The sequence below is a fragment of the Pseudooceanicola sp. NS-SX9 genome (assembly GCF_057380705.1).
Genome location: NZ_CM170818.1, coordinates 2,959,885 through 2,982,645, shown reverse-complemented (window position 1 = coordinate 2,982,645; position 22,761 = coordinate 2,959,885). Strand labels below are relative to the sequence as shown.

The 22,761-nt window shown below is 67.6% G+C and carries 22 protein-coding genes, 1 tRNA gene and 1 riboswitch; of the genes, 8 read left to right on the top strand and 15 right to left on the bottom strand.

The features are described 5' to 3' along the window. Positions 1-661: 661 nt before the first annotated feature. The 8 genes from yihA to rpmH all read right to left on the bottom strand — a co-directional run bounded on the left by yihA (position 662) and on the right by rpmH (position 7,505). Positions 662-1,315: a ribosome biogenesis GTP-binding protein YihA/YsxC gene (gene yihA, locus AC2ITM_RS14155; protein WP_486467273.1), complete on the bottom strand. Its 654-nt coding sequence runs from the start codon at positions 1,313-1,315 to the stop codon at positions 662-664. Continuing rightward, complete coding sequence (locus tag AC2ITM_RS14150) at positions 1,312-2,049, bottom strand: MOSC domain-containing protein (RefSeq protein ID WP_486467272.1); 738 nt, start codon at positions 2,047-2,049, stop codon at positions 1,312-1,314. Before AC2ITM_RS14150 ends, yihA begins: the two co-directional genes overlap by 4 nt. A 1-nt stretch (position 2,050) precedes the next feature. Further along, positions 2,051-3,865, bottom strand: a complete 1,815-nt coding sequence (yidC, locus tag AC2ITM_RS14145) for a membrane protein insertase YidC (RefSeq protein WP_486467271.1) — start codon at positions 3,863-3,865, stop codon at positions 2,051-2,053. A gap of 249 nt (positions 3,866-4,114) precedes the next feature. Beyond that, positions 4,115-5,665, bottom strand: coding sequence for a putative bifunctional diguanylate cyclase/phosphodiesterase (locus tag AC2ITM_RS14140; protein ID WP_486467270.1), 1,551 nt, complete (start codon positions 5,663-5,665; stop codon positions 4,115-4,117). A gap of 57 nt (positions 5,666-5,722) precedes the next feature. After that, on the bottom strand, positions 5,723-6,592 hold the full coding sequence (gene ttcA / locus AC2ITM_RS14135; RefSeq protein ID WP_486467269.1) for a tRNA 2-thiocytidine(32) synthetase TtcA: 870 nt from the start codon (positions 6,590-6,592) through the stop codon (positions 5,723-5,725). A 79-nt stretch (positions 6,593-6,671) separates the two neighbouring features. Then, a complete protein-coding gene (gene yidD, locus AC2ITM_RS14130; RefSeq protein WP_486467268.1) occupies positions 6,672-6,893 on the bottom strand; it encodes a membrane protein insertion efficiency factor YidD in 222 nt (73 codons plus the stop codon). Next, complete coding sequence (rnpA, locus tag AC2ITM_RS14125) at positions 6,890-7,330, bottom strand: ribonuclease P protein component (protein WP_486467267.1); 441 nt, start codon at positions 7,328-7,330, stop codon at positions 6,890-6,892. The genes yidD and rnpA overlap by 4 nt, the downstream gene beginning before the upstream one ends. A 40-nt stretch (positions 7,331-7,370) precedes the next feature. Beyond that, complete coding sequence (gene rpmH / locus AC2ITM_RS14120) at positions 7,371-7,505, bottom strand: 50S ribosomal protein L34 (protein ID WP_189681726.1); 135 nt, start codon at positions 7,503-7,505, stop codon at positions 7,371-7,373. A gap of 342 nt (positions 7,506-7,847) precedes the next feature. On the opposite strand from rpmH, the gene AC2ITM_RS14115 reads away from it, so the two are divergent. The 3 genes from AC2ITM_RS14115 (at position 7,848) to AC2ITM_RS14105 (ending at position 11,123) form a co-directional block, all read left to right on the top strand. Then, positions 7,848-9,266 (top strand): sensor histidine kinase, encoded by a 1,419-nt coding sequence (locus AC2ITM_RS14115; protein ID WP_486467266.1) that lies wholly within the window; start codon positions 7,848-7,850, stop codon positions 9,264-9,266. 101 nt (positions 9,267-9,367) lie between these two features. After that, positions 9,368-9,444, top strand: a tRNA-Arg gene (locus AC2ITM_RS14110). Positions 9,445-9,581: 137 nt separating this feature from the next. Beyond that, a complete protein-coding gene (locus AC2ITM_RS14105) occupies positions 9,582-11,123 on the top strand; it encodes a bifunctional aminoglycoside phosphotransferase/ATP-binding protein (RefSeq protein WP_486467265.1) in 1,542 nt (513 codons plus the stop codon). An 18-nt stretch (positions 11,124-11,141) separates the two neighbouring features. Here AC2ITM_RS14105 and AC2ITM_RS14100 read toward each other — a convergent pair whose 3' ends face one another. Both AC2ITM_RS14100 and AC2ITM_RS14095 read right to left on the bottom strand, forming a co-directional pair. Continuing rightward, on the bottom strand, positions 11,142-12,314 hold the full coding sequence (locus AC2ITM_RS14100; RefSeq protein ID WP_486467264.1) for an MFS transporter: 1,173 nt from the start codon (positions 12,312-12,314) through the stop codon (positions 11,142-11,144). Between the two features lie 11 nt (positions 12,315-12,325). Next, entirely contained in the window at positions 12,326-13,150 is an 825-nt protein-coding gene (locus AC2ITM_RS14095) for an aldo/keto reductase (protein WP_486467263.1), read from the bottom strand. 138 nt (positions 13,151-13,288) lie between these two features. Between AC2ITM_RS14095 and AC2ITM_RS14090 the strand changes: the two genes are divergently transcribed. Both AC2ITM_RS14090 and AC2ITM_RS14085 read left to right on the top strand, forming a co-directional pair. Beyond that, positions 13,289-14,170 (top strand): LysR substrate-binding domain-containing protein, encoded by an 882-nt coding sequence (locus AC2ITM_RS14090; protein WP_486467262.1) that lies wholly within the window; start codon positions 13,289-13,291, stop codon positions 14,168-14,170. A gap of 192 nt (positions 14,171-14,362) precedes the next feature. Continuing rightward, positions 14,363-15,325, top strand: coding sequence for a GGDEF domain-containing protein (locus AC2ITM_RS14085; protein ID WP_486467261.1), 963 nt, complete (start codon positions 14,363-14,365; stop codon positions 15,323-15,325). A 3-nt stretch (positions 15,326-15,328) separates the two neighbouring features. Here the strand turns inward: AC2ITM_RS14085 and AC2ITM_RS14080 are convergent, their stop codons facing one another. Continuing rightward, positions 15,329-16,405 (bottom strand): helix-turn-helix transcriptional regulator, encoded by a 1,077-nt coding sequence (locus AC2ITM_RS14080; RefSeq protein WP_486467260.1) that lies wholly within the window; start codon positions 16,403-16,405, stop codon positions 15,329-15,331. 279 nt (positions 16,406-16,684) lie between these two features. Here AC2ITM_RS14080 and AC2ITM_RS14075 point away from each other — a divergent pair, with 279 nt between their 5' ends. The 3 genes from AC2ITM_RS14075 (at position 16,685) to AC2ITM_RS14065 (ending at position 19,430) form a co-directional block, all read left to right on the top strand. Continuing rightward, positions 16,685-17,317, top strand: coding sequence for a hypothetical protein (locus AC2ITM_RS14075; protein ID WP_486467259.1), 633 nt, complete (start codon positions 16,685-16,687; stop codon positions 17,315-17,317). 214 nt (positions 17,318-17,531) lie between these two features. After that, entirely contained in the window at positions 17,532-18,143 is a 612-nt protein-coding gene (locus AC2ITM_RS14070; RefSeq protein ID WP_486467258.1) for a HupA family protein, read from the top strand. A gap of 42 nt (positions 18,144-18,185) precedes the next feature. Continuing rightward, complete coding sequence (locus AC2ITM_RS14065; RefSeq protein ID WP_486467257.1) at positions 18,186-19,430, top strand: surface lipoprotein assembly modifier; 1,245 nt, start codon at positions 18,186-18,188, stop codon at positions 19,428-19,430. Between the two features lie 32 nt (positions 19,431-19,462). Here AC2ITM_RS14065 and AC2ITM_RS14060 read toward each other — a convergent pair whose 3' ends face one another. The 4 genes from AC2ITM_RS14060 to AC2ITM_RS14045 form a co-directional block, all read right to left on the bottom strand. Continuing rightward, positions 19,463-20,482 carry an ABC transporter substrate-binding protein gene (locus AC2ITM_RS14060; RefSeq protein WP_486467256.1) on the bottom strand — a complete coding sequence of 340 codons (1,020 nt, stop codon included), beginning with the start codon at positions 20,480-20,482 and terminating at the stop codon, positions 19,463-19,465. Between the two features lie 24 nt (positions 20,483-20,506). Next, positions 20,507-21,238 carry an ABC transporter ATP-binding protein gene (locus tag AC2ITM_RS14055; protein ID WP_486467255.1) on the bottom strand — a complete coding sequence of 244 codons (732 nt, stop codon included), beginning with the start codon at positions 21,236-21,238 and terminating at the stop codon, positions 20,507-20,509. Then, entirely contained in the window at positions 21,235-22,002 is a 768-nt protein-coding gene (locus tag AC2ITM_RS14050) for an ABC transporter permease (RefSeq protein ID WP_486467254.1), read from the bottom strand. Before AC2ITM_RS14050 ends, AC2ITM_RS14055 begins: the two co-directional genes overlap by 4 nt. A gap of 3 nt (positions 22,003-22,005) precedes the next feature. Then, the gene (locus AC2ITM_RS14045) at positions 22,006-22,614 is read right to left on the bottom strand and encodes a YkoF family thiamine/hydroxymethylpyrimidine-binding protein (RefSeq protein ID WP_486467253.1); all 609 of its coding nucleotides are present in this window, start codon (positions 22,612-22,614) and stop codon (positions 22,006-22,008) included. After that, positions 22,606-22,722: riboswitch (TPP riboswitch) on the bottom strand. It overlaps the preceding gene by 9 nt. Positions 22,723-22,761 lie beyond the last annotated feature (39 nt).

The window sequence follows — 22,761 nt, the reverse complement described above, 5'->3', positions numbered from 1 at the left end:
ACCAGAGCGACGGAGCGCTGTCCGGCCTTCTGCCGGGCATAGTTTGCTATGGCACGCCGGGACCAGCCCGCGACCTGAGCGGCGCGATGCCCTTGGGAGGACCGATCCTTGCTGGCGGGACTGTTGGCCCCGAGACCTAGGCCCCGAGACCCGACCTTCAGGACCTGGGCTCTGAGACCTAGGCCCCTAGACCTGAGCCGCAAGACTTGAGCCGCAAGACCTGGGCCCGAGGCCCCGAGACCCGGGCGGGACCTTGGCGTCTGGCCGCCGGGCGACGAGGGGTGGACCATGGTCTGCGGTGGCGCACCAGTGCCTGGCCAGGACCGGAGGCCGCATGACGGAAGGACGGGATGCGCTCGGATGTGGGGCGCAGGCGGCGCGACCGCCCCCGGCATGGTCTGCTTCGGGCGAGAGCTGTTCCAACATTGCGGATCTGGTTTGATGACCGGCGCGGGCGGCACACTGGCCGGGGCGTGGGCTGTCATCGGTTTTGCCACGCGCAGAACCCGATGCCAGAGCGGGGCCGCTTTGTCGTGGCAAGCCTGAGCAGGGAACCGGCAGCCTGCCCTCCTGATGCTTACGGATCCAGAAAGGGGACGTTGGCAAAAAACAGGGCCCGCGCGTGGGGCCCTGTCGTCAGATCACCGGATCCGTCTGTTGCTCAGGTCAGGCTGGCGATGATGGCGCGCAGCGTCGGGATGCCGTCGCCCTTTTCCGACGAGGTCATGATGATCTCGGGGTAGGCGGCGGGGTGCTTGGCCAGGGCTGCCCGGACCTGCTCCATGATCTTCTCGCGGTCCGAGGCCTTCACCTTGTCGGCCTTGGTCATCACCACCTGGAAGGTCACGGCGGCGCTGTCGAGCAGCTTGAGGATCTCTTCGTCCACGGCCTTGATGCCATGGCGGGTGTCGATCAGCACGAAGGCCCGGCGCAGCGTCACGCGGCCCTGCAGATACTGCTTGAGCAGGCGCTGCCATTTCTCGACCACGGCCACCGGCGCATTGGCATAGCCATAACCCGGAAGGTCGACCAGAAAGCGTTCCTCGCCCAGCGAGAAATAGTTGATCTCCTGGGTGCGGCCGGGCGTGTTCGAGGCCCGCGCCAGACCCTTGCGGCCGGTCAGCGCGTTGATCAGGCTGGACTTGCCGACATTCGAACGCCCGGCAAAGCAGACCTCCAGGCGGTCGGCATCGGGCAGGCCCGACATGGCGACCACGCCTTTGACGAAATCGACGGGGCCGGCGAACATCAGGCGGCCGCGCTCGGCGGTCTGGGGATCGGGCTCTTCGGCAAGCGGGAAGGGCAGGGCGGTCATAGCAGGGTGATCTCCTGTCCGGTGGTAAGGGCGCCGCCGGTGATCACCCGGGCCTTGACGCCGAAATCGATATGTCCCCAGGTCTTGCGCAGGGTCAGAAGAGTGGGGGTGTCCTCTTCGCCCGTCTCCGGGTTGACCTGCGTGGCGCGGCAGCGGTCGATCCGTTCGACCACCTCCAGCACCGTGTCGCCGATCTGCATCCGCCGTCCGGTCCAGTCAAGCTCCTCGAAGGGGGCGAGGCCGTCCAGCCAGATGTTGCCACGAAAGCGACGCGGATCAAGGGGGCGCCCGCAGGCCTGCGACAGCGCCTGCAGCGAGGCCGTGCCCAGGATCGACAGGCAGGCATAGTTCGCATCCGACAGACCGGTGTCCTCGGGCGCGGGAATGAGGGACCCGAGGGCGGGACGCGCCTCGGGCCAGAGGGGGGCCAGCCAGTCGCGCAACGCCGCGCCGTCACGGGCGGGGTCGATGGCGATCGGGCCGGCGGCGGGATGGTCGAGGTGGATGACCTGCCCGCGGGTTTCGGCCGTGATGGCCATCAGCTGGGGGCCGTAGCAGCCCCGGGCAAAGTTCTTGCACGACTGCCAGGTGCCGGTGTCGACAGTGTCCCCCGTCGTCATGGCCCAGGCCCGGTCGCCCGGCATCGGGCGACCGGCGGTCAGCGTCACGCCGTCCAGGGATTCGGCCCCGATCCCCTTGATCGGGTGCCGCCAGATCTGCGCGACGCTGGCCATGTTACTTGCCGCCCTTCTTGCCGAACTTCGGCATCTTGAAGCTGTCCTTCATGTTGCCGAACACATCCGGTTTGTAACCGTGGAACCGCATGATCAGGTACTGCTGGCAGAAGGTGATGGTGTTGTTGGTGATCCAGTACAGCACCAGGCCCGAGGCAAAGCGGCCCAGCATGAACATGAACACCCAGGGCATCCAGGCAAAGATCATCTTCTGGCCCGGATCCTGCGGTGCCGGGTTCAGACGCTGCTGCAGCCACATCGAGATACCCAGCAGGATCGGCAGCACGCCGAGGCTGATGATGTGGAACGGGCTGTCAATGCCGGGGGTGCTCCAGGGCAGCAGGCCGAACAGGTTCAGGATCGAGGACGGGTCCGGCGAGGACAGGTCGTGGATCCAGCCGATCCAGGGCTGCTGGCGCAGTTCAAGCGTGACGAAGATCACCTTGTAGAGCGAGAAGAAGATCGGGATCTGCAGAAGGACCGGCAGGCAGCCCGCGGCGGGGTTGACCTTTTCCTTCTTGTAGAGCGCCATCATCTCTTTCTGAAGCTTCGCACGGTCGTCGCCGCACTTCTCCTTCAGCTTCTCCATCTGCGGCTGCAGTTCCTTCATCTTCGCCATCGAGGCGTAGGACTTGTAGGCCAGCGGGAACAGCAGCGCCTTCAGGAAGATCGTCATCGCGATGATCGACCAGCCCATGTTGCCGATGAAGCTGTGCAGCCAGTGGATCAGCCAGAAGATCGGCTTGGTCAGGAAGAAGAACCAGCCCCAGTCGATGCTGTCGAAGAAGCGCGGCACGCCGGCATCCTGATAGGCCTTGATGGTGTCGGCTTCCTTGGCACCTGCGAACAGCTGCGTCTTGACCTGGGCGGTTGCCCCCGGCGCGACGGTCTGCGTGTCCAGCACCGCTTCGGTCTGGTAGACGTTCTGCGACGGATAGTACTTGGCCGAGCTGCGGAAGGGCTGGTCGCCGGGGATCAGCGTGCTCATCCAATAGTGTTCGGTCAGGCCGATCCAGCCGCTTTTCTGGACGTCGATGCGCTCTTCCGGGATGCCGTCGGTCTTCGAGACCTCCATGTCCGGCATCTTCTTGTACTTGGTCTCTTCCAGCTTGCCATCGGACATGCGGATGAGGCCTTCGTGCACAACGAAGAAGTTCTGCAGCGTCGAGGGCAGGCCCTCGCGGCGCAGCAGGCCGTAGGGGCGCAGGGCCACCGGCTTGTCGGTGGTGTTCTCGACCGACTGGGTCACGGTGAACATGAACTTGTCGTCGATGGCGTAGGTCTTGTGGAAGACCAGGCCCTGGCCGTTGTCCCACTTCAGCGTCACCGGGGTCGAGGGCGTCAGCTTGTCGCCGCTCTCCAGCGTCCAGCGGGTGCTGGCGCCGGGAACGGGCTGGGTGCTGCCATCGGTCGGGATCCAGCCGTAGATCGCGTAATAGGCGTCCTTGTCCCCCGAGGGGTTGAACAGCGTGACGTCCGGTGAATTCGGGTCCAGCGTCTCGTGGTATTTCTTCAGGCTCAGCTGGTCGATGCGGCCACCGTCAAGCGAGATCGAGCCGGCCAGAGCGGGCGTGTCGATGTCGACGCGGGGGGCATTCGCCTCGGCCGAGGTCTGGGTCGCAGGCGCTGCGGCGCCGCTGTCGGTCGTCGCCGTGGAGGCGCTGACGCCGGGGACCGCGCTGCCCGCTGCGGCCGAGGTCTCGGTCGGTGCGGTATTGGCGGGTTTTTCCGGCGGCGGGAAGACCACGAACCAGATGACGACCACGATGAAGCTGAGCACCGTGGCCAGGATGAGATTCTTGTTCTGCGAGTCCATCGCGCTGCGCCACCTCTGGTATTTGCGATTTACAAAATCCGGTAAGCGGCGTTCAACAAGCCGAAGGCCCAAAGGTCAAGGGCAATCACGGTTTCCAAGCGGAAGTGAAGAGGATGCCGCCGCGCCGTTTCCTGCGAAAACGCGGCTTTTCAGAGCGAAACCAGAGGGCTGGCGGGCGCCATCCGAAGGGCCGCCTGAGGCGGGGCGTTGCGCCGCCGGATGCGCGTCAGGGTTGATCCGGGCGGTGCCTCAGGACGCGCCGCGGCCGAATTTCGGCGCTTCGGTCAACCCGGCGTGATAGGCGCGGATCCATTCGATGGTCTGTTCGAAGGGCATCGGGCGGGCGACTTCGTAGCCCTGGACGTGGTCGCAGCCCAGCTGCGCCAGCATGGCGTGTTCGCCGGGGGTTTCGACCCCCTCGGCCAGGGTCGACAGGCCAAGGCGTTCGGCCATGGTCAGGATCGCGGCCACCATGCGCTGCTGCTCGGCGTCGCAATCGACCTTCATCACGAAGCTGCGGTCGATCTTCAGCCGCTCGACCGCGAAGCGCCGGATGGACGAGATCGAGGCATGGCCAGTGCCGAAATCATCCAGGTCGATCCGGCAGCCCAGCTTGGCCAGGCCATTGATATTGCGGGCCACGACATCTTCGGGCGAGGCGGCGACGACGTTTTCCAGCACCTCGATCGCCAGCCGCTGCGGCGCCAGGCCAAAGCGGTCCAGCTGCCACTGCAGCTTTTCCATCAGCCGCGGGTTCATCAGCTCTTCCATCGAGAAGTTGACGCCCACCTGCGGCACCTGCACATCCGCTGCATCCCATTGTGTCAGCGCGGTCAGCGACTGCACCAGCATGGTATCGCCCAGCCGTTCGATCAGCCCGCCCTGTTCGATCAGCGGCAGGAATTCCGCCGGAGAGATCATGCCGCGATCCGGGTGGCACCAGCGCGCCAGGGCCTCGAAACCGGTGACCAGGCCGGTGTCGGTCGATACCTGCGGCTGGAAGAACGGCACGATCTGGCCCTTTTCCAGCGCCGCCGCGACCTCTTCCACGCGCAGCGCCCGGCCGCGCTTGCCGCGCATCATCTCGGCCGAGAAGGACCGGATGGCAGAGGGCGCGTAGCGCGAAGCCTCCAGCAGGGCGCCCTGGGATGCGGCGATCAGCGAGGCGCCGGTGGGCATCGGGCTGCGCGATCCCAGGCAGAAGCCGATCGAGCAGGAAATGTAGACGGTGGTCGAATCCAGCGCGATCGGTTCCTCGACCATCTGCTGCAGCCGCGCGGCGAGCTGGATCATCGCCTCCAGGTCCATATGGGTGGCGGGGGCCATGCCGATGCCGAAGGTGGCGTGGCCCATCTTGCAGATCAGGTCGTCGTCACGCATGGCGCTGCGCAGCCGGCCGGCCACCCGATACAGCACGTCATCGCTGGCATTCGGGCCGTAACGATCTGAAAACGCGTCATAGTCGTCGATCTGCAGCATCACGCAGGCGGTCCGCATCGTCGACACGGCCTGGGTCTGCAGCGCGCCATCCAGCATCATTTCCAGCGAATCCCGCAGCGCCAGCCCGGTCACCGCATCGCAGGCGCGCGGCGGCGGGGCATCGGGTCGGGTCTGGCTCATGCCGGAGGCGATGCGCAGCAGCGGCACCACCAGGGCAATCACGATCAGCGCGACCTCTCCGGCGATCCAGTAGCCCAGGAGGCACAGGAGCGGCAGCAGCACCAGCAGCTGCGTGCCGGACGTCAGCCAGATCAGCGCGCGGCGGATCTGCTGCACCTGTTTCCCCGTGATTGCGTACATGACTTGCCTTCCCAGACCATTTGGTCCGCACGCTAGGACCAGAAACTCAACACCGGTTTAACGCAAGCTCGGAATGGAATCCTCTTCCACCGCCCGCGGCCCCAGCGACAGGCCGGCGAAATCGAACAGCTTGGGGTCCAGCAGATGCGAGGGGCGCGCATTCATCAATGCGCGGAACATCACCTGGCGCCGTCCGGGCGAATTGCGTTCCCAGCCATCCAGAATCTGTTTCACCTGTTGGCGTTGCAGACCATCCTGAGAACCGCAGAGATCGCAGGGAATGATCGGATAGTTCATCGCCTGCGCGAATTTCTCGCAATCGGCCTCGGCGACATGCGCCAGCGGACGGTACAGGAACAGGTCGCCCTCTTCGTTCACCAGCTTCGGCGGCATGGTGGCCAGCCGCCCGCCATGGAAGAGGTTCATGAAAAATGTCTCGAGAATGTCGTCGCGGTGGTGGCCCAGCACCACGGCGGAACAGCCTTCCTCGCGCGCGATGCGATAGAGGTTGCCGCGCCGCAGCCGCGAGCAAAGCGCGCAATAGGTCCGCCCCTGGGGCACCTTGTCCATCACCACGGAATAGGTGTCCTGGTATTCGATCCGATGCGGAACGCCCATCTTTTCAAGGAATTCCGGCAGCACCGTCGCGGGGAACCCGGGCTGCCCCTGGTCGAGGTTGCAGGCCAGCAGCTCGACCGGCAGCAGGCCGCGCCACTGCAGCTCGTGCAGGACCGCCAGCAGCGTGTAGCTGTCCTTGCCGCCCGACAGGCAGACCAGCCATTTGGCGCCGCGCTCGACCATGCCGTATTGCTCGATCGCCTCGCGGGTCTGGCGGACGATGCGTTTCCTCAGCTTCTTGAACTCGGTCGAGGAGGGTGCGCCGTGAAAGAGCGGGTGAATGTCGTCGCTGTCGTCGTCGTCGAACATCGGAAGGATCCGGTTGGCTGGAGAGGCGGAAAGGATGGGTCTGTCTAGCACGGGCGGGCCCGCGGGGACAGGGCAGGGGTTACTTCGGCACGTCATCCACGCCCATGCCGCCCCAGGGGTGGCAGCGCGCCACCCGGCGGATCGACAGCCAGCCGCCCTTGAGCGCGCCGTGGCGGTCCAGCGCCTGAAGGATATAGGCCGAGCAGGTCGGGTCGTAGCGGCAGTTGTGTCCCACCCAGGGCGAGAAGATCAGCCGGTAGGCCCGGATCGGCAGGGCCAGGATCCGGGCGGCGGGGCTCATGTGCGGTCTCCGCGCGGTGCGTGCAGCTTTGCCAGGGCTTTCACCAGATCCTGCTGCAGCAGCACGAAATCGCGTTCGGCGGTGGCGTCGCGGCGGCCGATCAGCACGTAGTCCCAGCCGTCCAGCCCGTGCAGTGGCAGCACCAGGCGGGCCACTTCGCGCATCCGCCGTTTGGCACGGTTGCGCGCGACGGCATTGCCCACCTTCTTCGAGCAGGTGAAGCCGATGCGGATGCCGGTGGCGGTTTCATGGGGGGCGCGGCGGCGCGCCTGCAGCATCATCGCCGGCGTGCCCTGGCGACGGGCCTGGGCGGCGGCCAGGAACTCTGACCGCTTCTGCAGCACGCTCAGGCGCGTGCCGCCCGGACATGACGAAACCGCCGAGGCCTGAACCCTCGGCTTGTCGGAAGCTTCGGGCGGGGCACTCGGCGGTGTCATGGTCTTGCTGTCCCCTTCGCAGGCGAAGAGGCGCACCCGATCAGGCGCAGAGGCTCTTGCGGCCGCGTGCGCGGCGTGCGTTCAGAACCTTGCGGCCGGCCTTGGTGGCCATGCGGGCGCGGAAACCGTGGCGCCGTTTGCGGACCAGGTTCGAAGGTTGGTAGGTGCGTTTCATCGCTCCGTCTCCGTTACTATCCCCGCCGGCAGTTCCACCGGGGCGTTGCTGTGATCCCCGCCTTGCCCGTCTTCTGGACGCTCAGGGAAGGGGTAGGGCGATGCAGCCCCGGGAATCGCCCAGGGAACCCGCCGTGTTCGAAGCCCGGTCTATAAGAACGGCCCTGCCCGTTGTCAAACCCAAGTTGCAGGCAATTCCCCGCCCCGGGCGATGTTTTCCCGGCCGGGCGACGCAGGGACCTGCCGTCACGGAACTGGTATAACGTCGTGCAACGCACTAGGTTTGCGGCAAACCGTCACGACCCGTCGGCGGGCAGGGGCCCGTCGCTGCAAGAGCTTGCGCATGATCCGATCGCTTTCCGGCCGCTTCCTGATCCTCACGGCACTGTTCGTGATCCTTGCCGAAGTGCTGATCCTGGTCCCCTCGGTCGCGCGCTTCCGCGAGGATTACCTGCTGTCGCGCCTTGAACGCGCCCAGATCGCCTCGCTGTCGCTTCTGGCGGATGACAACAAGATCTCGCCCTCGCTGGAGCAGGAGCTGCTGAAGAACGCCGAGGTCTACAACGTCGTGCTGCGCCGTGACGAGGCGCGCCAGCTGGTGCTGTCCTCGCCGGTGCCGGGCCCGGTCGAGGCCACGTTCGACCTGCGCGACGCCACCGCGACCCAGCTGATCCACCAGGCGCTGGTGACGCTGGCCACGCCCAAGAACCGCGTCATCCGCGTCATCGGCAGCCCCGTCCGCGAGGCCGGCCTGCTGATCGAGGTCACGATGCCCTCGGGGCCGCTGCGCACCGCGATGATCGATTACGGGCGCAACATGTTCCTGATCTCGGCGATCTTCTCGGTCTTCACGGCGCTTTTGCTGTTCATCACCGTGCGCAGCTTCATCCTTGAGCCGATGAAGCGTTTCATCGCCGAGATGCGCGCCTATACCGAAGACCCCGAGGACGTGCGCCGGGTGATCCAGCCCAAGGCCAGTGTGCGCGACCTGCGCGATGCCGAAGAGGCGCTGCTGGATCTGGAAACGCAGCTTTCCGCCTCGCTCAAGCAGAAGGAGCGGCTGGCGCAGCTGGGATCCGCCGTGGCCAAGATCAGCCATGACCTGCGCAACATCCTGACCTCGGCGCAGCTGTTCACCGACCGGCTGGAGGTGTCCGAGGATCCCGCCGTCAAGCGGCTGGCGCCGAAGGTGGTGAATTCGATCACCCGCGCGGTGAACCTGTGCGAGGCAACTCTGGCCTTCGGCAAGTCCGAGGAACCGGCGCCCCGGCTGGCGCATGTGGCGCTGATGGATGTGGTGGGCGACGTGATCGACAGCGAACGGCTGGCGGTGGGCGATCACGACATCTCCTTTGCCGAGGACATCCCCGCCACCCTGCGCCTACGGGCCGACCCCGAACAGCTGCACCGGGTGATCTTCAACCTGGTGCGCAACGCCCGGCAGGCCATCGAAAGCACCGGTGCCGCCGGCGAGATCGCCGTGGCGGCCGAGGAAACCGACAGCTGCTGGACGATCCGGGTGGCCGATACCGGCCCCGGCCTGCCGCCCAAGGCGCGCGACAATCTGTTCACGCCGTTCTCGGGCGGGGCGCGCAAGGGCGGCACCGGGCTGGGCCTTGCCATCGCCGCCGAACTGGTGCGCGGCCATGGCGGCCATATCGACCTGGAGCGCACCGGCCCCGACGGCACGGTCTTCCTGATCTACCTGCCGAAAGAGATCGCCAGCCGCGACATCCCCGGCCGCGATCTGGCGGCGCAATGACCCTGCCGCAAGGGCATCGCGGAAAGTCGAAGTTTTCCACAGCTTTCGCCGAATTCGCTCTTGCGTGGTCCGGGCGGGGGCTGTAGATCGCACCCCACGACGCGCTGGTAGCTCAGTTGGATAGAGTACTTGACTACGAATCAAGGGGTCGGGGGTTCGAATCCTCCCCAGCGCGCCACTTCCCTGATGGAAGAAAATCCGAAGAAAACCTGCATCTCACCATGCAGGTTTTTTCGTTTTTGGCGCCCCGCTTGATCGACCTCAAGGCCCCGCGCCGCCCCCGGTGATTGGATGGCGGCCGAAAAGGGGGACCCCATGTCGGACCAATCTGCCATCCTCGCCTTCCTGTCCTCGGGGGCGGCCTTCCCGGCCGGTCCGGGCCGGGTCGAGACCATCCAGACCCACGGCGCCCTGCTGTTCCTGAAGGGGGATCTGGTGCTGAAGCTGAAGCGGGCGGTGCGCTATGACTACATGGACCTGTCGACGCCCAGGCTGCGGCACCGGATGCTGGAGCGCGAGCTGCAGCTGAATGCCCCCGCCGCGCCCGCCCTTTACGATGCGGTTCTGCCGGTGGTGGCAGGGCCGCAGGGCCTGTCGCTGGGCGGTGATGGCGTGCCGGTCGACTGGGTGCTGCGGATGCACCGCTTCCCCCGCGAGGACGAGCTGGAGGCCATCGCCACCCGTGGCGCCTTCGACGATGCGCTGGCGGCTGAAACGGGGCACATGCTGCACCGCTACCATGCCGGATGCCCGGTGGTTCAGGGGCCGGGCGCGGCGCGGATGGAGGCCATTCTGGACGAGCTGGACCGCGTCTTTGCCGAATTCTCCGACGCCCCGGGCACCGAGGGCCTGCCCGCCCTGCGCCGCACCGCCCGGGCCGCCCTGCGGCGCGGCACCCCGCTGCTGGAGCGTCGCGCCGCGCGCGGCCATGTCCGGCGCGGCCATGGCGACCTGCACCTGCGCAACCTGGTGCTGCTGCAGGGCCATCCCGTGCCCTTCGACGCGCTGGAATTCAGCGAGGACCTGGGCACTTGCGATGTCCTCTATGATCTGGCCTTCCTGGTGATGGACCTGTGCCACCGCGATCTGAAGCGCACGGCCTGCGGGGTCCTGTCGGCCTATCTTGCGGCCGCCCGGGGGACCGAGGACGCGGGTCTGGCGCTGCTGCCGCTGTTCCTGGCGGTGCGGGCGATGATCCGGGCCATGGTGCTGCTGCAGACCGATGCCGCCTGCGGCCAACCGGGGGCCCAGGCGGCCGAGATCCGGGCCTATCTGGACCTGGCCACCCGGGCCCTTGTCCCGCAAAAGGGGCGCTTCCTCGCGGTGGGCGGCTATTCCGGCAGCGGCAAGTCGGTGCTGGCGCGGGGGCTGGCCGCCGGGATGGGGGCGCTGCCGGGGGCGGTGCTGCTGGCCACGGACGAGGCCCGCAAGGTCGCCGTGGGGCTTGGCCCCCAGGGGCATCTGCCGGGGCAGGGCTATGGCGCGGGGGCGCGGGCGGCGGTCTACGACGGGCTGCTGGCACGGGCCGAGCGGCTGCTGGCGGCAGGCGCTTCGGTGATCCTCGATGCGACTTTCCTGAACCCCGAGGCCCGCCGCGCCGCGCAGGCGCTGGCCGATCGCATGGGCATCCCCTTGCAGGCGCTGTTCCTGACCGCCCCCGAGGCACTGCTGCGCGCCCGCATCGCCGGGCGGGGCGCCGACTGGTCGGATGCGGATGTGCTGGTGCTGGAAGGGCAGCTGGCGCGCGGCACCGGCCCTCTGGGCGGCTGGCACCGGCTGGAGGCCACAGGCCCCGCCGACGAAACGCTGGCCCGCGCCCGCCTGCTGCTGGAGGGCGCGATGGCAGGGGCCCGCTAGGGGCCCCCGCCGCAGGGCTCAGGCGTTCAGCATCCGGGCGGCGGCGTTGCGCCGTCCCAGCCAGACCAGCGCCAGGCCAAGGGCGGCGGTCAGCCCGCCTGCGACCGGCACCATGGCATAGCCCGCGCCCAGGCTGATCACCGCGCCACCCAGGGCCGCGCCCAGGGCATTGCCCAGGTTGAACGCCCCGATGTTGACCGAAGACGCCAGGCCCGGGGCCTCGGCTGCGGCCTGCATGACGCGGGTCTGCACCGGCGGCACGATGGCAAAGGCGGCGGCGCCCCACAGGAACAGGCCGATCCCGGCGCCAAGGGGGCTTTGGGCCGCCACCGGCAGGGCAAAGCTGAGGACCGCGAGTGCCGCTAGGAACAGCGCGGTCGCCCCGTCCAGCGACCAGTCGGCCAGCTTGCCGCCCAGCCAGTTGCCACAGGTGAAGCCCAGCCCGATCAGCACCAGCGCCAGGGTGACAAAGCCGGGGCCCGCCTGGGTCAGGCTGTGCAGCACCGGCGCCACGTAGGTGTAAAGGGTGAACATCGCGCTGGCGCCCAGCACCGTCGTCAGCAGCGCCAGCAGCACCTGCGGGCGCACCAGAACGCCCAGTTCGCGCTTCACGTCGGGGCGGGTGCCGGCGGCACCGCGCGGCAGCGCCAGCGTCAGCGCGGCGATGGTGATCAGCCCCAGCACCGCAGTGCCGGCAAAGGCCGTGCGCCAGCCCACCTGCTGCCCCAGCCATGTCGCCAGCGGCACGCCGCCCACATTGGCGATGGTCAGCCCCATGAACATCGCGGCCACGGCGCTGGCGCGCTTTTCAGGCGCCACGACCGAGGCCGCCACCACCGCGCCCAGCCCGAAGAACGCACCGTGGTTCAGGCTGGTGACGACACGCGCCAGCATCAGCATCCCGTAACCCGGCGCCAGCGCCGACAGGATGTTGCCAAGGGTGAAGATCGCCATCAGGCAGATCAGCGCCGTGCGCTTGCCCAGGCGGCTCAGCAGCAGTGTCATAACCGGCGCGCCCACCATCACCCCCAGGGCATAGGCGCTGACCAGCAGCCCCGCCGTGGGAATAGACACGCCCACGCCATCGGCAATCACCGGCAGCATCCCCATGGGCGAGAACTCGGTCACGCCGATCCCGAAGGCGCCGGTTGCCAGCGCCAGGAGCGGCCAGTTGAAGGATTGCTTGCTCATCCCGGTTCTCCTCAGGCGGCCCAGTCGGGGGCCAGGCCCTCGGGGGTGACGATGCGGCCGTCGGGACGGGCCAGGGCGGTGATCTGCGCCATCTCGGCCTCGGTCAGGGCAAAGTCGAAGATGGCAAAGTTCTCGGCCAGGCGGTCCGGGCGGGCGGTCTTCGACAGGGCGACGATGCCCTGCTGAATCAGCCAGCGCAGGCCGACCTGGGCGGCGGTCTTGCCATGGGCGGCACCGATCCGCGCCAGCGCAGCGTCCTGCGGCACTGCGCCGTCGGCCATGCCGTAATAGCCGGTCAGCAGGGTGCCGGTTGCCGCGGCAACGGCGGCCAGGGCGGACTGGTCCAGATAGGGATGGACCTCGACCTGGTTGGTCAGGATCGGAGCATCGCTCGCGGCCTGGGCGGCGCGCAGCTGGGCGCGGTTGTAGTTGCTGACACCGATGCCGCGGGTCTTGCCGGCGGCATGGGCCTGGTTCAGCCAGGTGATCTGCTGTTCCACCGGCACGGTGTTGCCCGGCCAGTGCGCCAGCAGCAGGTCGACCTGATCGACCCCCAGTTTCTCAAGGCTTTCGTCGACCGAGGCCAGGAAACGATCGGCGCTGTAGTTGTCGACCCAGACCTTGGTGGTCAGGAACAGCCTGTCGCGCGCCGCACCGGCGGCCTTCAGGGCGCGGCCCAGGGCGGCCTCGTTGCCATAGATCTGCGCGGTGTCGAAATGGCGGAAACCGGTGTCCAGCGCGGCGGGCACCAGGGCCTCGACCTCGGCCTCGGACATGCGGAAGACGCCAAAGCCAAGGGCGGGGATCTGCGTGCCATGGGCAGTCATGGTTTGCATGGGAACTCCATCAGGAAGGGGCCCCGGAGGAGGAGACGGGGCCGGTCAGGGATTGCCCCCGGTTTAACCCCATTGTCCGCGCTTGATAATCCGCCCGAAAGGCACATGATCTGTGAATTGGGTTCACAGGAGGCCATGATGGACAACCGCGCCGGAGAGATGCAGGTCTTCCTGCGGGTGGTCGAAACGGGCAGCTTTTCCGAGGCCGCGCGGCAGATGCGCATGACGCCCTCGACCGTTTCCAAGCTGGTCGGCCGGATCGAGGTGCGCCTGGGCGTGCGGCTGCTGGAACGCTCGACCCGCAGGCTGTCGCTGACCGACGAGGGGCGGCGCTATTACGAACGCAGCCTGGCGCTGCTGGCGGAACTGGACGCGGTCGAGCGCGAGCTGTCGCAGGGCGCGGCCAGCATCACCGGCACGGTGCGGGTGACGGCCTCGGTCGGATTCGGGCTGGTGGGGGTGCAGCCGCTGCTGCCGGCCTTCTGGGCCGCCTATCCCAACATCGTCATCGACCTGTCGCTGTCGGACGAGATCGCGGACCTTTACATGGACCGCACCGACGTGGCCTTTCGGGTGGGGGCGCTGGGGGCCTCCAGCCTGACGGCGCGCAAGCTGGCCACCGTGCCGCGCAAGATCGTCGCCGCGCCCGCCTACCTGGCGCGTCACGGCGTGCCGCGCAGCCAGGCCGACCTGGCAGGCCATGTCTTTCTGGGCTTCAACTTCCGCCGCTCCTCTCCGGTCTGGCCGCTGCAGGACAGCGGGCCGCTGCTGGCCAACAACGGCGAGACGGTGCGACAGATGGCGCTGGCCGGGGTCGGGCTGGCACGAATGGGCGAATTCCACATCCGCGCCGATCTGGCCTCGGGCGCGCTGGTCGAGGTCAAGGTCGCCGGGATCGAGGGCGACAGCGAGGATGTCCATGCGCTGTTTCTGGGCGGCGAGCGTCAGCCGCAGCGGGTGCGCACCTTTCTGGACTTCATGCTGCCGCGGCTGAAGGCGGCGCTGCGCCGCCCCGCCTGATCTGGCATGCATGCCCAGGTTGTGTGCAGGCGGCCGCATGGCGGAAATGCGGCGGCTCTTCGGGCTGATTGGCATACCCGGCGGGGGAAGGGGCTATATCCCAAGGAATAGGTGCTGGAATTTCTTATTGAAATGAATTGCATTGGCATGTTTAGCAGGGGGCCAATCAAGGATTTCCGGGGGGATTGGGCAATGCTCGACATCAGCGAAAAGGGCCGTCTGGCTGCGCTGGAACGTGCGGCGGTTCTGGATACCCCGCGCGAGGAACCCTTTGACCGGATCACCGAACTGGTGCGGCTGGTGCTGAAGGTCCCGATGGCCAGCGTCGGGCTGATGGATGCCCAGCGGCACTGGCTGAAATCCTCGGTCGGGATTTCGGTGACCGAACTGCCGCGGGATCTGTCGTTCGGTGATCACACCATCCGCCAGGACCAGCCGCTGGTGGTCCCCGACGCGCTGGAGGATGCGCGGTTCCGGGATCTGCCCTCGGTGCAGGAGGGGCGGGTGCGCGCCTATCTGGGGGTGCCGCTGAACACCAGCGACGATTTCAACATCGGGGCGCTGGCGGCCTTCGATACCAGAGTGCGCCACTTCGATGCGACCGAGATCGAGATCATGCGCCACCTCGCGGCGCTGGTGATGAAGGAATTCGAACTGCGCGAGATCGCCGCCAGGGACGTGCTGACCGGTGCGATGACCCGGCGCAGCTGGTCCGAGGCCGTCGAGAACGAGATCGCCCGCTGCCGCCGTTACGACATCCCGGGGTCGCTGGTGATGCTGGACGTGGATCACTTCAAGGCGATCAACGACAGCTTCGGCCATCACGCCGGTGACACGGTGCTGCACCGGCTGGGGCAGATCTGCCTGGAGGAACTGCGCAGCGCCGATCTGTTCGGCCGTGTCGGCGGCGAGGAATTCGCCATCTTCCTGCCCCATGCGGATGCGCAGCAGGCCATGGTCTGTGCCGAGCGCCTGCGCGCCCGCTTTGCGCGCACCCCTTTCCAGGCCGGGGCGCATTGCCTGCATGTCACCGCCAGCTTCGGGATCTGTGCTCTGCATCCGGCGGTGCACGGGGTCGAGGACTGGCTGAGCAGTGCCGACCGGGCGCTTTACCGGGCCAAGCACGAGGGCCGCAATCGCTGCCGCGCCGCCTGACGGTCAGATCAGGCCCCAGCGGACCGCTTCGGCGACCATCTCGGGCAGGGTGCGGGTGCCCATCTTGCGGCGCAGCTTGCTCAGGTGCAGATCCACCGTCGGCACCGAGATCCCCAGCCGGTGGGCGATCCGGTCGCGCCGCTCGCCGGCGGTCAGCAGGATCAGGATCTCGTGTTCGCGCGGGCTTAGCCGGGGCGGTGCGGGCATGTCCAGCGGCGAGGGCAGGGCATCGCGCGGCCGCGCATTCTGGGCAATGATCAACAGCACCTCGCCCGGGGCATGCAGGTCGGGCACGAAATTCAGCTGCAGGTCCGGCAGGTCGTCCGAAGGGGCGGGCAGGCGCAGGATGTCGGGCCGCGGGTTGCGCAGGTCGGTGGCACGCGCCAGCCGGTCCAGGAACACCGGCCCCAGCGTGCCCAGCAGGTCAAAGCCCCTTGGCGTCAGCGCCAGCAGGGGATGTTCGCGCAGCAGGTGGTCGGCGGCGGCATCAAGGCCCAGCACGCGGCCTTCGGCATTCAGCCGCAGCGCCGCGCGCAGTGGAAAATCCAGGCTTGCCGGTATCCGGGCCGAGGCCAGTTCGCTGCGCAGGATCAGCATCCGCCGGATGTCGCGGCTGACCGATTGCAGCCGCTTCAGGTCGTCGTCGCTGAAATCGCCGGCGGACTTGTCGCGGTGCATGCCGATGGTGCCGATGCCATGCGCCGTGTCAAAGCTGGCGCCGGCGATCCAGTAGGTGCCACTGCCAGAGGGGCGCACCTGTTCGTTGTAGAATTCCGAACGCAGAAAGGTCTCCTGGCCCAGCACGTTCGAGGCCCGGTCGAAATGGTTGATCACCCCGGGCTTGCGGCTGGCGGCGATCAGCGGGTCCGTGGGCGCGCCCTCGGCCGCGTAATGGGCGATCTCCAGCGGGGACCAGTGGCCGGACTGGCTGCTGACGATGAAATCCTCCGAGGCATCCTGCCACAGCATCCAGCAAGATCGGGCCCGGGCAAACTGTGCAAGCTGCGCGGGCAGGTTCTGGAATGCGTCCTCGTCGAGGATGGCGTCGTAGATCATGTGATGATCAATCGTGGCTGGCATGCATTCACCCATTTGAATGCCAGAGTTTTGCTGACTCACGGGGAAGTGTGCAATAATTGCCCTTCAATCGGGCAAAGTTTGTTCCGTGATTTTAAATGAATAGAGGCAATATGATCACGCCTGAGGCAATGCGCAAGCGTCCGAATCCAATTCGAATTCGACCTTTGCCTGTCAATATATAGTTTTTGATAGGTTGACACTCTCTTCTCTGGGTTGTTCAGTTCACGAATAAGTGAGGCCACGTGACCTCGCTGGATAGCTTTCATCAAGGGTAGAGAAATGCGCGAATTGACCCTGGGCACGGCCCTTATCCTGATCATGTCCCTGGCAGGCTGCCTGTCGAGCTCGGACGGCGAAGACACGCCCTCCAGCTCTTCCTCGGGCTCGTCCTCCTCGGGCAGCAGCAGCTCCACCTCGGAAACCCCGGCCTCGACCTCGGTTGCAGCCAGCGAAGCCTATGACAGCGTGCTGGCGATGATCGACGATGGCGACCTGACCGTGGCCGACAACCTGCCCTCGGGCAGCGCGACCCTGGCGGGCCATATCGGCGTGCTCGACGTCAGCGACGAAGAGGACATGAACGCGGTCGGCGAACTGGTGATCACCGCCGATTTCGACGCCTCGACGGTCAGCGGCACGGCCTCGAACTTCGGCCTCTACAGCGAGGACACCGATGCGCTGGAGGCCGACCTTGACGGCACGCTGGCGGTGTCGGGGACGATCTCGGGTTCGACCATGTCGGCGACGGCTTCGGGCACGCTGGCGGATGACGAGGAGCACAGCGTCGCAACCACGATGAACGGCACCTTCTACGAAGACAGCAGCGACACGCTGTACGTTTCGGGTGACGGCACCTCCACGATCGATGGCGAAAGCGGCTACGAGACGATCTTCTACGCCGTCGAGGAGTAACCTTGCCCGGGGTGGGGCGGCCCCCACCCCTTGCCTGCATCCGCTTCGGGCGGCAGACCGGTCGGCCCTTGCGGGCGGGCCGGTTTCGGGTCGTCGGCCCGCCTGCGATGGCAGGACGCTTGACCGGATGCCGGCGCCCCGCCATGGCTGGTCAGATCACGCCGGCGTGAGGCGGCAGGTCGCCACGGCCCGGTCATCCATCAAGGGGGCAGACATGCGCAGCTTCATCCCGGGTCCGGTCCCGGCCTTCGGTCTGGTTTTGGTTCTGGTTTTGGGGCTGGCGGGCTGCATGTCCTCGGGCACCGAGGATACGATTGCCGACGAAACCGGCACTGTTGCCGCCGCCCAGACCCTGGCCAGCCTGCAGCAGGCCTATGACAGCGTCGCATCCCGGGTGGGCGACGGAGACCTGAGCGTCGCCGACAGCCTGCCCTCGGGCAGCGCGACGCTGGAAGGGGGCATCGTGATGGCGGGTCTTGGCGCCGACAGCCAGACGGCGGCGGGCCTGCTGGAGGTGACGGCGGATTTCGATGCCTCGACCCTGACGGGCACGGCCTCGGATTTCGCGCTCTATGACAGTGCCAGCCAGACCCTTCAGACCGATGTCGATGGCACGCTGGATGTCACCGGGGTGATCAGCGGCAGCACGGTGGTGGCGGCGGCCTCGGGGACGCTGACGGATGACACGGACCATGACGTGGCGCTGGTGATGCAAGGCACCTTCTACCAGGACAGCAGCGAAGCGCTGTACCTCCAGGGGCAGACCCTGGGCACCATCGACGGCGAGACGGGCCAGGCGGGCACCTTCTTCGCCGTTCAGAACTGATTGCAAGACCGGGGCCCGCGGGCCCCTGACCGGAGGTTCCGAATGCCCCTTTCCCGCAGCCTTCGGGCGCTGGCCCTGCTGATCTTCCTGCTGGCCCCTGGGGCCGGGCTGGTGCCGCAGCGGGCCGTGGCGGCCGAGGTCACCACCACCGCCGCCGAGGTCCTGCAGCGCGCCCGCGAAGAAGCCGCGGGCAGCCGTCCCGAACGCGCGGTGCTGGTGCTGGGCTATCTGCTGGCGAAGGCGCCGCGCGATCCGGCGGCGCTGGCGCTGCTGCGGCAGGCGGTGGCGAAGGCCGGCGGCCCCGCGCGCGTCGAGGCCTACCTGCGCTATCTTTCGTCCCAGGATCCCGCGGCCGCGCGCCGCGCCGCCTATCTGGCCAGCCTTGCCGCGCTGGACCGGCTGGAGCCCTGGCGCTTCAGCGCCGGTCTGGCGCTGCTGCCCTCGACCAATATCGAGCGCACGTCCTCGGAAACCGTTTTCGACACCGAACTCGGGACCTTCCTGATCACCGATGGCGGCAAGGAACAGACGGGGCTGGGGCTGCGGGTCTCGGGGATGGCAGAGTACCATCTGCCCTCGGGGCCGGGGACGCTGTGGCGGTTGCAGGGGCAGCTGGCGGGGGGCTGGTACGCCGACCGCGCCCTGCGCTACGCCGAGCCGCGCCTGGCGCTGTCGTGGACCCGGCTGGGCTATCCCCGGCAATGGAGCCTGCAAGGCTATGTCAGCCGGCGCTTCTATCCCGACGTGGAAGGGGTCAGCACGCCCGGGCGCTTTGTCACCGGGGTGGCGGGGCATCTGCAGATCAGCCGCCCGAACCGTGCCTTCTGGCTGCTGGACCTGCAGCTGGAACAGCGCGACTACGACCAGCGCGATTACCTGGACGGGCCCTACGGGGCGGTGCGGGCGGCCTATACCTGGGCGATGGGCCCGCAGGACGGCCGGGCCAAGCTGGGGATGACGCTGGACCGCAGCCTGCCCGACAGTGCCCATAATGCCTACCGGGGGCTGGCGCTGTCCGGGAGTTACAAGCGCAACTTCGGGCCGCGGTTCCGGGGTGGCGTGCTGGCGGGGCTGGACTGGCGCGACTACGACGGCATCTTCCCGGCGCTCAGCTATGCACGCCTGGACCGCGGCACCAGCCTGGGGCTGTCGGCGGCCTTTCCGAAGCTGAAGGTGCTGGGCACCTCGCCCGAGATCACCTGCATGTCGCGCCGGAACCGATCCAACGTGGCGCTTTACAGTTACCGCTCGGTCGATTGCAGCATCGACTTCAGCTACCGGTTCTGACGGGAAAGGGGGCCGCACGGGCCCCCGTTCGATCAGTTGTCCGACAGATAGGCGTTGGTGGTCCAGCCGGTGAAATCGGGCCGGGTGGTCAGGACATGGCCGTCGGCATCCTTCAGCAGCCCGTGGTCATAGAGGAAATTCCCCATCGCCGCGATCCGGCCCGGATCCATCGCCCCGATCGTGCCATCGGCGCTCATCAGGAACTGGCCCTTCACCAGCGCCGCCATCGAGGCCTTGATCAGCTTGGGGTTCGACAGCATGCCGTCGGTGGCCTTGATCAGGATATCGGCGGCCTCGTCCGGGTGTTCGGCGGCATAGCGATAGCCCTTCTCGGTCGCCTGGATGAAGGCGCGGGTGGTGTCGGGATGGGCCTGCATCCAGTCCTGCATCCCGCCGATCATCGTGGTGTACTGGTCCGGCACGCCGTAATCGGCATAGGTAAAGCTGCGCTGCGGGCGGCCCAGCAGATCGGCATTGACGCCTTCCCAGGTCAGGATTTCCAGCGTGAAATCAACCCGCCCCGAGGCCAGCGCCTCGTAGGCCGAGGTGCCCAGCGTCACGGTCTTGAAATCGCCCTTGCCGCCGTCGGACTTGATGATGGTGCGCACCAGCGCGTCTTCCCAGGCGCTGCCGAAGCCGCCGTAGGTCTTGCCGTCCAGATCCGCGGGGCGCGAGATGTCCTCGCGCGTGCCGTCAAAGACGACGCGGCCGGTCTCGTGCTGGACGACGGCATAGGCGGGTTGCAGCATGACGCCCGCGGCGCGTTGGGTGAAGAACCCGACCGAGCTGAGGATGCCGAACTGTGCCACCCCGTTCGCGACCAGCGTCGAGGCCGAGGTATCGGTATAGGGCAGGATCTGCACGTCCAGCCCCGCATCTTTGTAATAGCCCTTGGCCTCGGCGACGTAGAGGCCGATGTGGTTGGTGTTGGGCGTCCAGTCCAGCGCCATCTTCACGGTGGTCTGGGTTTCGGCCGTGGTCTGGGCGGGGGCGGCGGTAGCGATCAGCGCGGCAAGACCCGCAGCCATCAGGGTACGAAGGGGACGTGTCATCAGGGGCTCCTCGGGGGGCAGGGATCAGGCGGTGCCGGTCAGGACGGCGGTGATGCGGGCTTCCAGGGCGTGGGCCTCGGGGGGCAGGGCGCGGCCCAGGCGGGGACGCGGCAGGTCGACGTCGAAGGTTTCGACGATGCGGGCGGGGCGGGGCGACAGGACATGGATGCGGTCCGACAGGCAGATCGCCTCTCGGATGTCGTGGGTGATCAGGATCGCGGTCCAGCGTTCCTCGGCCCAGCGGGTTTCCAGCCAGCGCTGCATCTCGGTGCGGGTCAGCGCATCCAGGGCGCCGAAAGGTTCGTCCAGCAGCAGCACGGGGCGGTTTTGCACGATGGTGCGCGCCAGCGCCGCGCGCTGCCGCATCCCCCCCGACAATTGCGCGGGCCAGTGCCGTTCGAACCCCTGCAGGCCAAAGCGCGGCATGAGCGGCGCCACTGCGGCGCGGGCTTTGCTGCGCGACATGCCCTGCACCTGCAGCCCCAGGCCCACGTTGTCGATGATCCGCCGCCAGGGCATCAGCGCATCGCGCTGCGGCATGTAGGCGAAGGTGTCGCGGGGGGGCTTGGGCATCTCGATCCGGCCGGCATCGGGGGGCAGATTGCCCAGCAGCAGCTCGAAGATCGTCGATTTCCCCGCCCCCGACGGCCCGATGATCGAGGTGAATTCCCCCGGCCGCACGTCGAAGGTGATGTCATCAAGCACGCGCGTCGTGCCGCGGGTCAGGGCCAGGCCCTGCAGGCTGAGGGCGGTCATGCGCGCCTCCAGGGCATCGAGACCCGCTGCAGCAGGGCGGCCAGCGCGAACAGCACCAGCGTCAGGGCGGAACTGACCGCCACCGCCGCCAGCACCAGATCGGGGCGGAAATTGTTCTTGGCGTTCAGGATGAAGATCCCCAGCCCCTTCGCCGCGCCCGCATATTCGGCAAAGATCGCCGCCACCACCGCATAGGTGATGGAAATCCGCAGCCCGGCAAAGAAGAACGGCAGCGCCGAGGGCAGGCGGGCGCGCAGGAAGACGCCCAAGGGGCGCGCACCCATGCTGCGCAGCAGGCGCTGCAGGTCGTCCTCGGTGCTGTCATAGCCATCGACCAGGGCCACCAGCATCGGGAAGAACGTCACCAGCGCCACCAGCAGGATCTTGGGCATCAGGCCAAAGCCGAACCACAGCACGATCAGCGGCGCGATGGCCACCAGCGGCAGGGTCTGGCTGATCACGAAGACCGGGAACAGCGCGCGCCGCAGCACCGGGACAAAGTCGATGGCCACGGAAAAGGCGAAGGCGGTCAGCAGCGACACGGCAAAACCCGCCAGCGTCGCCACCAGCGTCGGGCCCGCGTTGGCCAGCAGCACCATGCGCGCGCCCCAACCCTGCGTCACCACCCGCGAGGGCGCCGGCAACAGGCTGGAGGACACGCCCGACAGGTCGGCATAGGCCTCCCAGGCGATCACGATCGCGCAGACGGCCACGAGCGCCGGAAGCGCCCGCCCCGCCTTGCGGCGGAAGGACAGGGGGGGCATGGCTCAGACCTTCGAGGGGCTGTTCGCGGACACCGTCAGATCGACGGTGACATGGCCTTCGGGCGGGCCGAAGCGGCAGAAGGCCTCGGCGATGGTGGCAAAGACCGGGCCCGCGTCGCCCCGCAGCTTGGTGCAGAAGTTCTTCGATTTCTCGAAGACGCCGCTGGCCTTGATGAAGTCGATGCAGCCGTAGATCTCGGCCATGTGGTCGCCCTGGCCCATCACGTAAAGCGACATCTGCGCGGCCGCGGCCTCGCCGGTCAGGGGGGTGCCTGCGACGGCCGCCAGCGCGTCGGTGATGCGCTGCGCCACGGGTTCGTCGGGATTGGCCAGCGCACCGGTCACGCACATCGGATCGTCGGGTTCGCCCGGGCAGCCGCGCGACAGGGTGGCATGCAGCACGACATGTTCGCGGGTGGCGGCAGCGCGCACGTAAAGATCGCGCAGCGCCGGGAACAGCACCTCGGGCGGGCCGACGATCAGGGTGGAAATGTCGTCAGTCTGGATCCGCAGGCGATCCTTCCAGGGATCGAGCGCCCGGATCGCATCCAGGATGACGGGCACGAAGGCCCCGGTCATCGGGTAGAGGGAAATTTGCGCGCCTGTGAACATGGTTCCTCCTTGCTCCGCTGGCATGACCCAGATCAGCTTCTGAGGGTCCGGGGGCCTGACGCCCCGCATCTCAGCCCCGGCAATTGCGGGACCCCCCTGTGGATGGCGCGTTCAGATCACGGTTCGGGGCCCTGCGCAAGGGGCGGC

What these genes read in the sequence shown, in the direction of transcription:
- yihA (WP_486467273.1), bottom strand. Translation starts at nt 1,315, where the DNA reads ATGACCGCCCTGCCCTTCCCGCTTGCCGAAGAGCCCGATCCCCAGACC.
- AC2ITM_RS14150 (WP_486467272.1), bottom strand. Translation starts at nt 2,049, where the DNA reads ATGGCCAGCGTCGCGCAGATCTGGCGGCACCCGATCAAGGGGATCGGG.
- yidC (WP_486467271.1), bottom strand. Translation starts at nt 3,865, where the DNA reads ATGGACTCGCAGAACAAGAATCTCATCCTGGCCACGGTGCTCAGCTTC.
- AC2ITM_RS14140 (WP_486467270.1), bottom strand. Translation starts at nt 5,665, where the DNA reads ATGTACGCAATCACGGGGAAACAGGTGCAGCAGATCCGCCGCGCGCTG.
- ttcA (WP_486467269.1), bottom strand. Translation starts at nt 6,592, where the DNA reads ATGTTCGACGACGACGACAGCGACGACATTCACCCGCTCTTTCACGGC.
- yidD (WP_486467268.1), bottom strand. Translation starts at nt 6,893, where the DNA reads ATGAGCCCCGCCGCCCGGATCCTGGCCCTGCCGATCCGGGCCTACCGG.
- rnpA (WP_486467267.1), bottom strand. Translation starts at nt 7,330, where the DNA reads ATGACACCGCCGAGTGCCCCGCCCGAAGCTTCCGACAAGCCGAGGGTT.
- rpmH (WP_189681726.1), bottom strand. Translation starts at nt 7,505, where the DNA reads ATGAAACGCACCTACCAACCTTCGAACCTGGTCCGCAAACGGCGCCAC.
- AC2ITM_RS14115 (WP_486467266.1), top strand. Translation starts at nt 7,848, where the DNA reads ATGATCCGATCGCTTTCCGGCCGCTTCCTGATCCTCACGGCACTGTTC.
- AC2ITM_RS14105 (WP_486467265.1), top strand. Translation starts at nt 9,582, where the DNA reads ATGTCGGACCAATCTGCCATCCTCGCCTTCCTGTCCTCGGGGGCGGCC.
- AC2ITM_RS14100 (WP_486467264.1), bottom strand. Translation starts at nt 12,314, where the DNA reads ATGAGCAAGCAATCCTTCAACTGGCCGCTCCTGGCGCTGGCAACCGGC.
- AC2ITM_RS14095 (WP_486467263.1), bottom strand. Translation starts at nt 13,150, where the DNA reads ATGCAAACCATGACTGCCCATGGCACGCAGATCCCCGCCCTTGGCTTT.
- AC2ITM_RS14090 (WP_486467262.1), top strand. Translation starts at nt 13,289, where the DNA reads ATGGACAACCGCGCCGGAGAGATGCAGGTCTTCCTGCGGGTGGTCGAA.
- AC2ITM_RS14085 (WP_486467261.1), top strand. Translation starts at nt 14,363, where the DNA reads ATGCTCGACATCAGCGAAAAGGGCCGTCTGGCTGCGCTGGAACGTGCG.
- AC2ITM_RS14080 (WP_486467260.1), bottom strand. Translation starts at nt 16,405, where the DNA reads ATGCCAGCCACGATTGATCATCACATGATCTACGACGCCATCCTCGAC.
- AC2ITM_RS14075 (WP_486467259.1), top strand. Translation starts at nt 16,685, where the DNA reads ATGCGCGAATTGACCCTGGGCACGGCCCTTATCCTGATCATGTCCCTG.
- AC2ITM_RS14070 (WP_486467258.1), top strand. Translation starts at nt 17,532, where the DNA reads ATGCGCAGCTTCATCCCGGGTCCGGTCCCGGCCTTCGGTCTGGTTTTG.
- AC2ITM_RS14065 (WP_486467257.1), top strand. Translation starts at nt 18,186, where the DNA reads ATGCCCCTTTCCCGCAGCCTTCGGGCGCTGGCCCTGCTGATCTTCCTG.
- AC2ITM_RS14060 (WP_486467256.1), bottom strand. Translation starts at nt 20,482, where the DNA reads ATGACACGTCCCCTTCGTACCCTGATGGCTGCGGGTCTTGCCGCGCTG.
- AC2ITM_RS14055 (WP_486467255.1), bottom strand. Translation starts at nt 21,238, where the DNA reads ATGACCGCCCTCAGCCTGCAGGGCCTGGCCCTGACCCGCGGCACGACG.
- AC2ITM_RS14050 (WP_486467254.1), bottom strand. Translation starts at nt 22,002, where the DNA reads ATGCCCCCCCTGTCCTTCCGCCGCAAGGCGGGGCGGGCGCTTCCGGCG.
- AC2ITM_RS14045 (WP_486467253.1), bottom strand. Translation starts at nt 22,614, where the DNA reads ATGTTCACAGGCGCGCAAATTTCCCTCTACCCGATGACCGGGGCCTTC.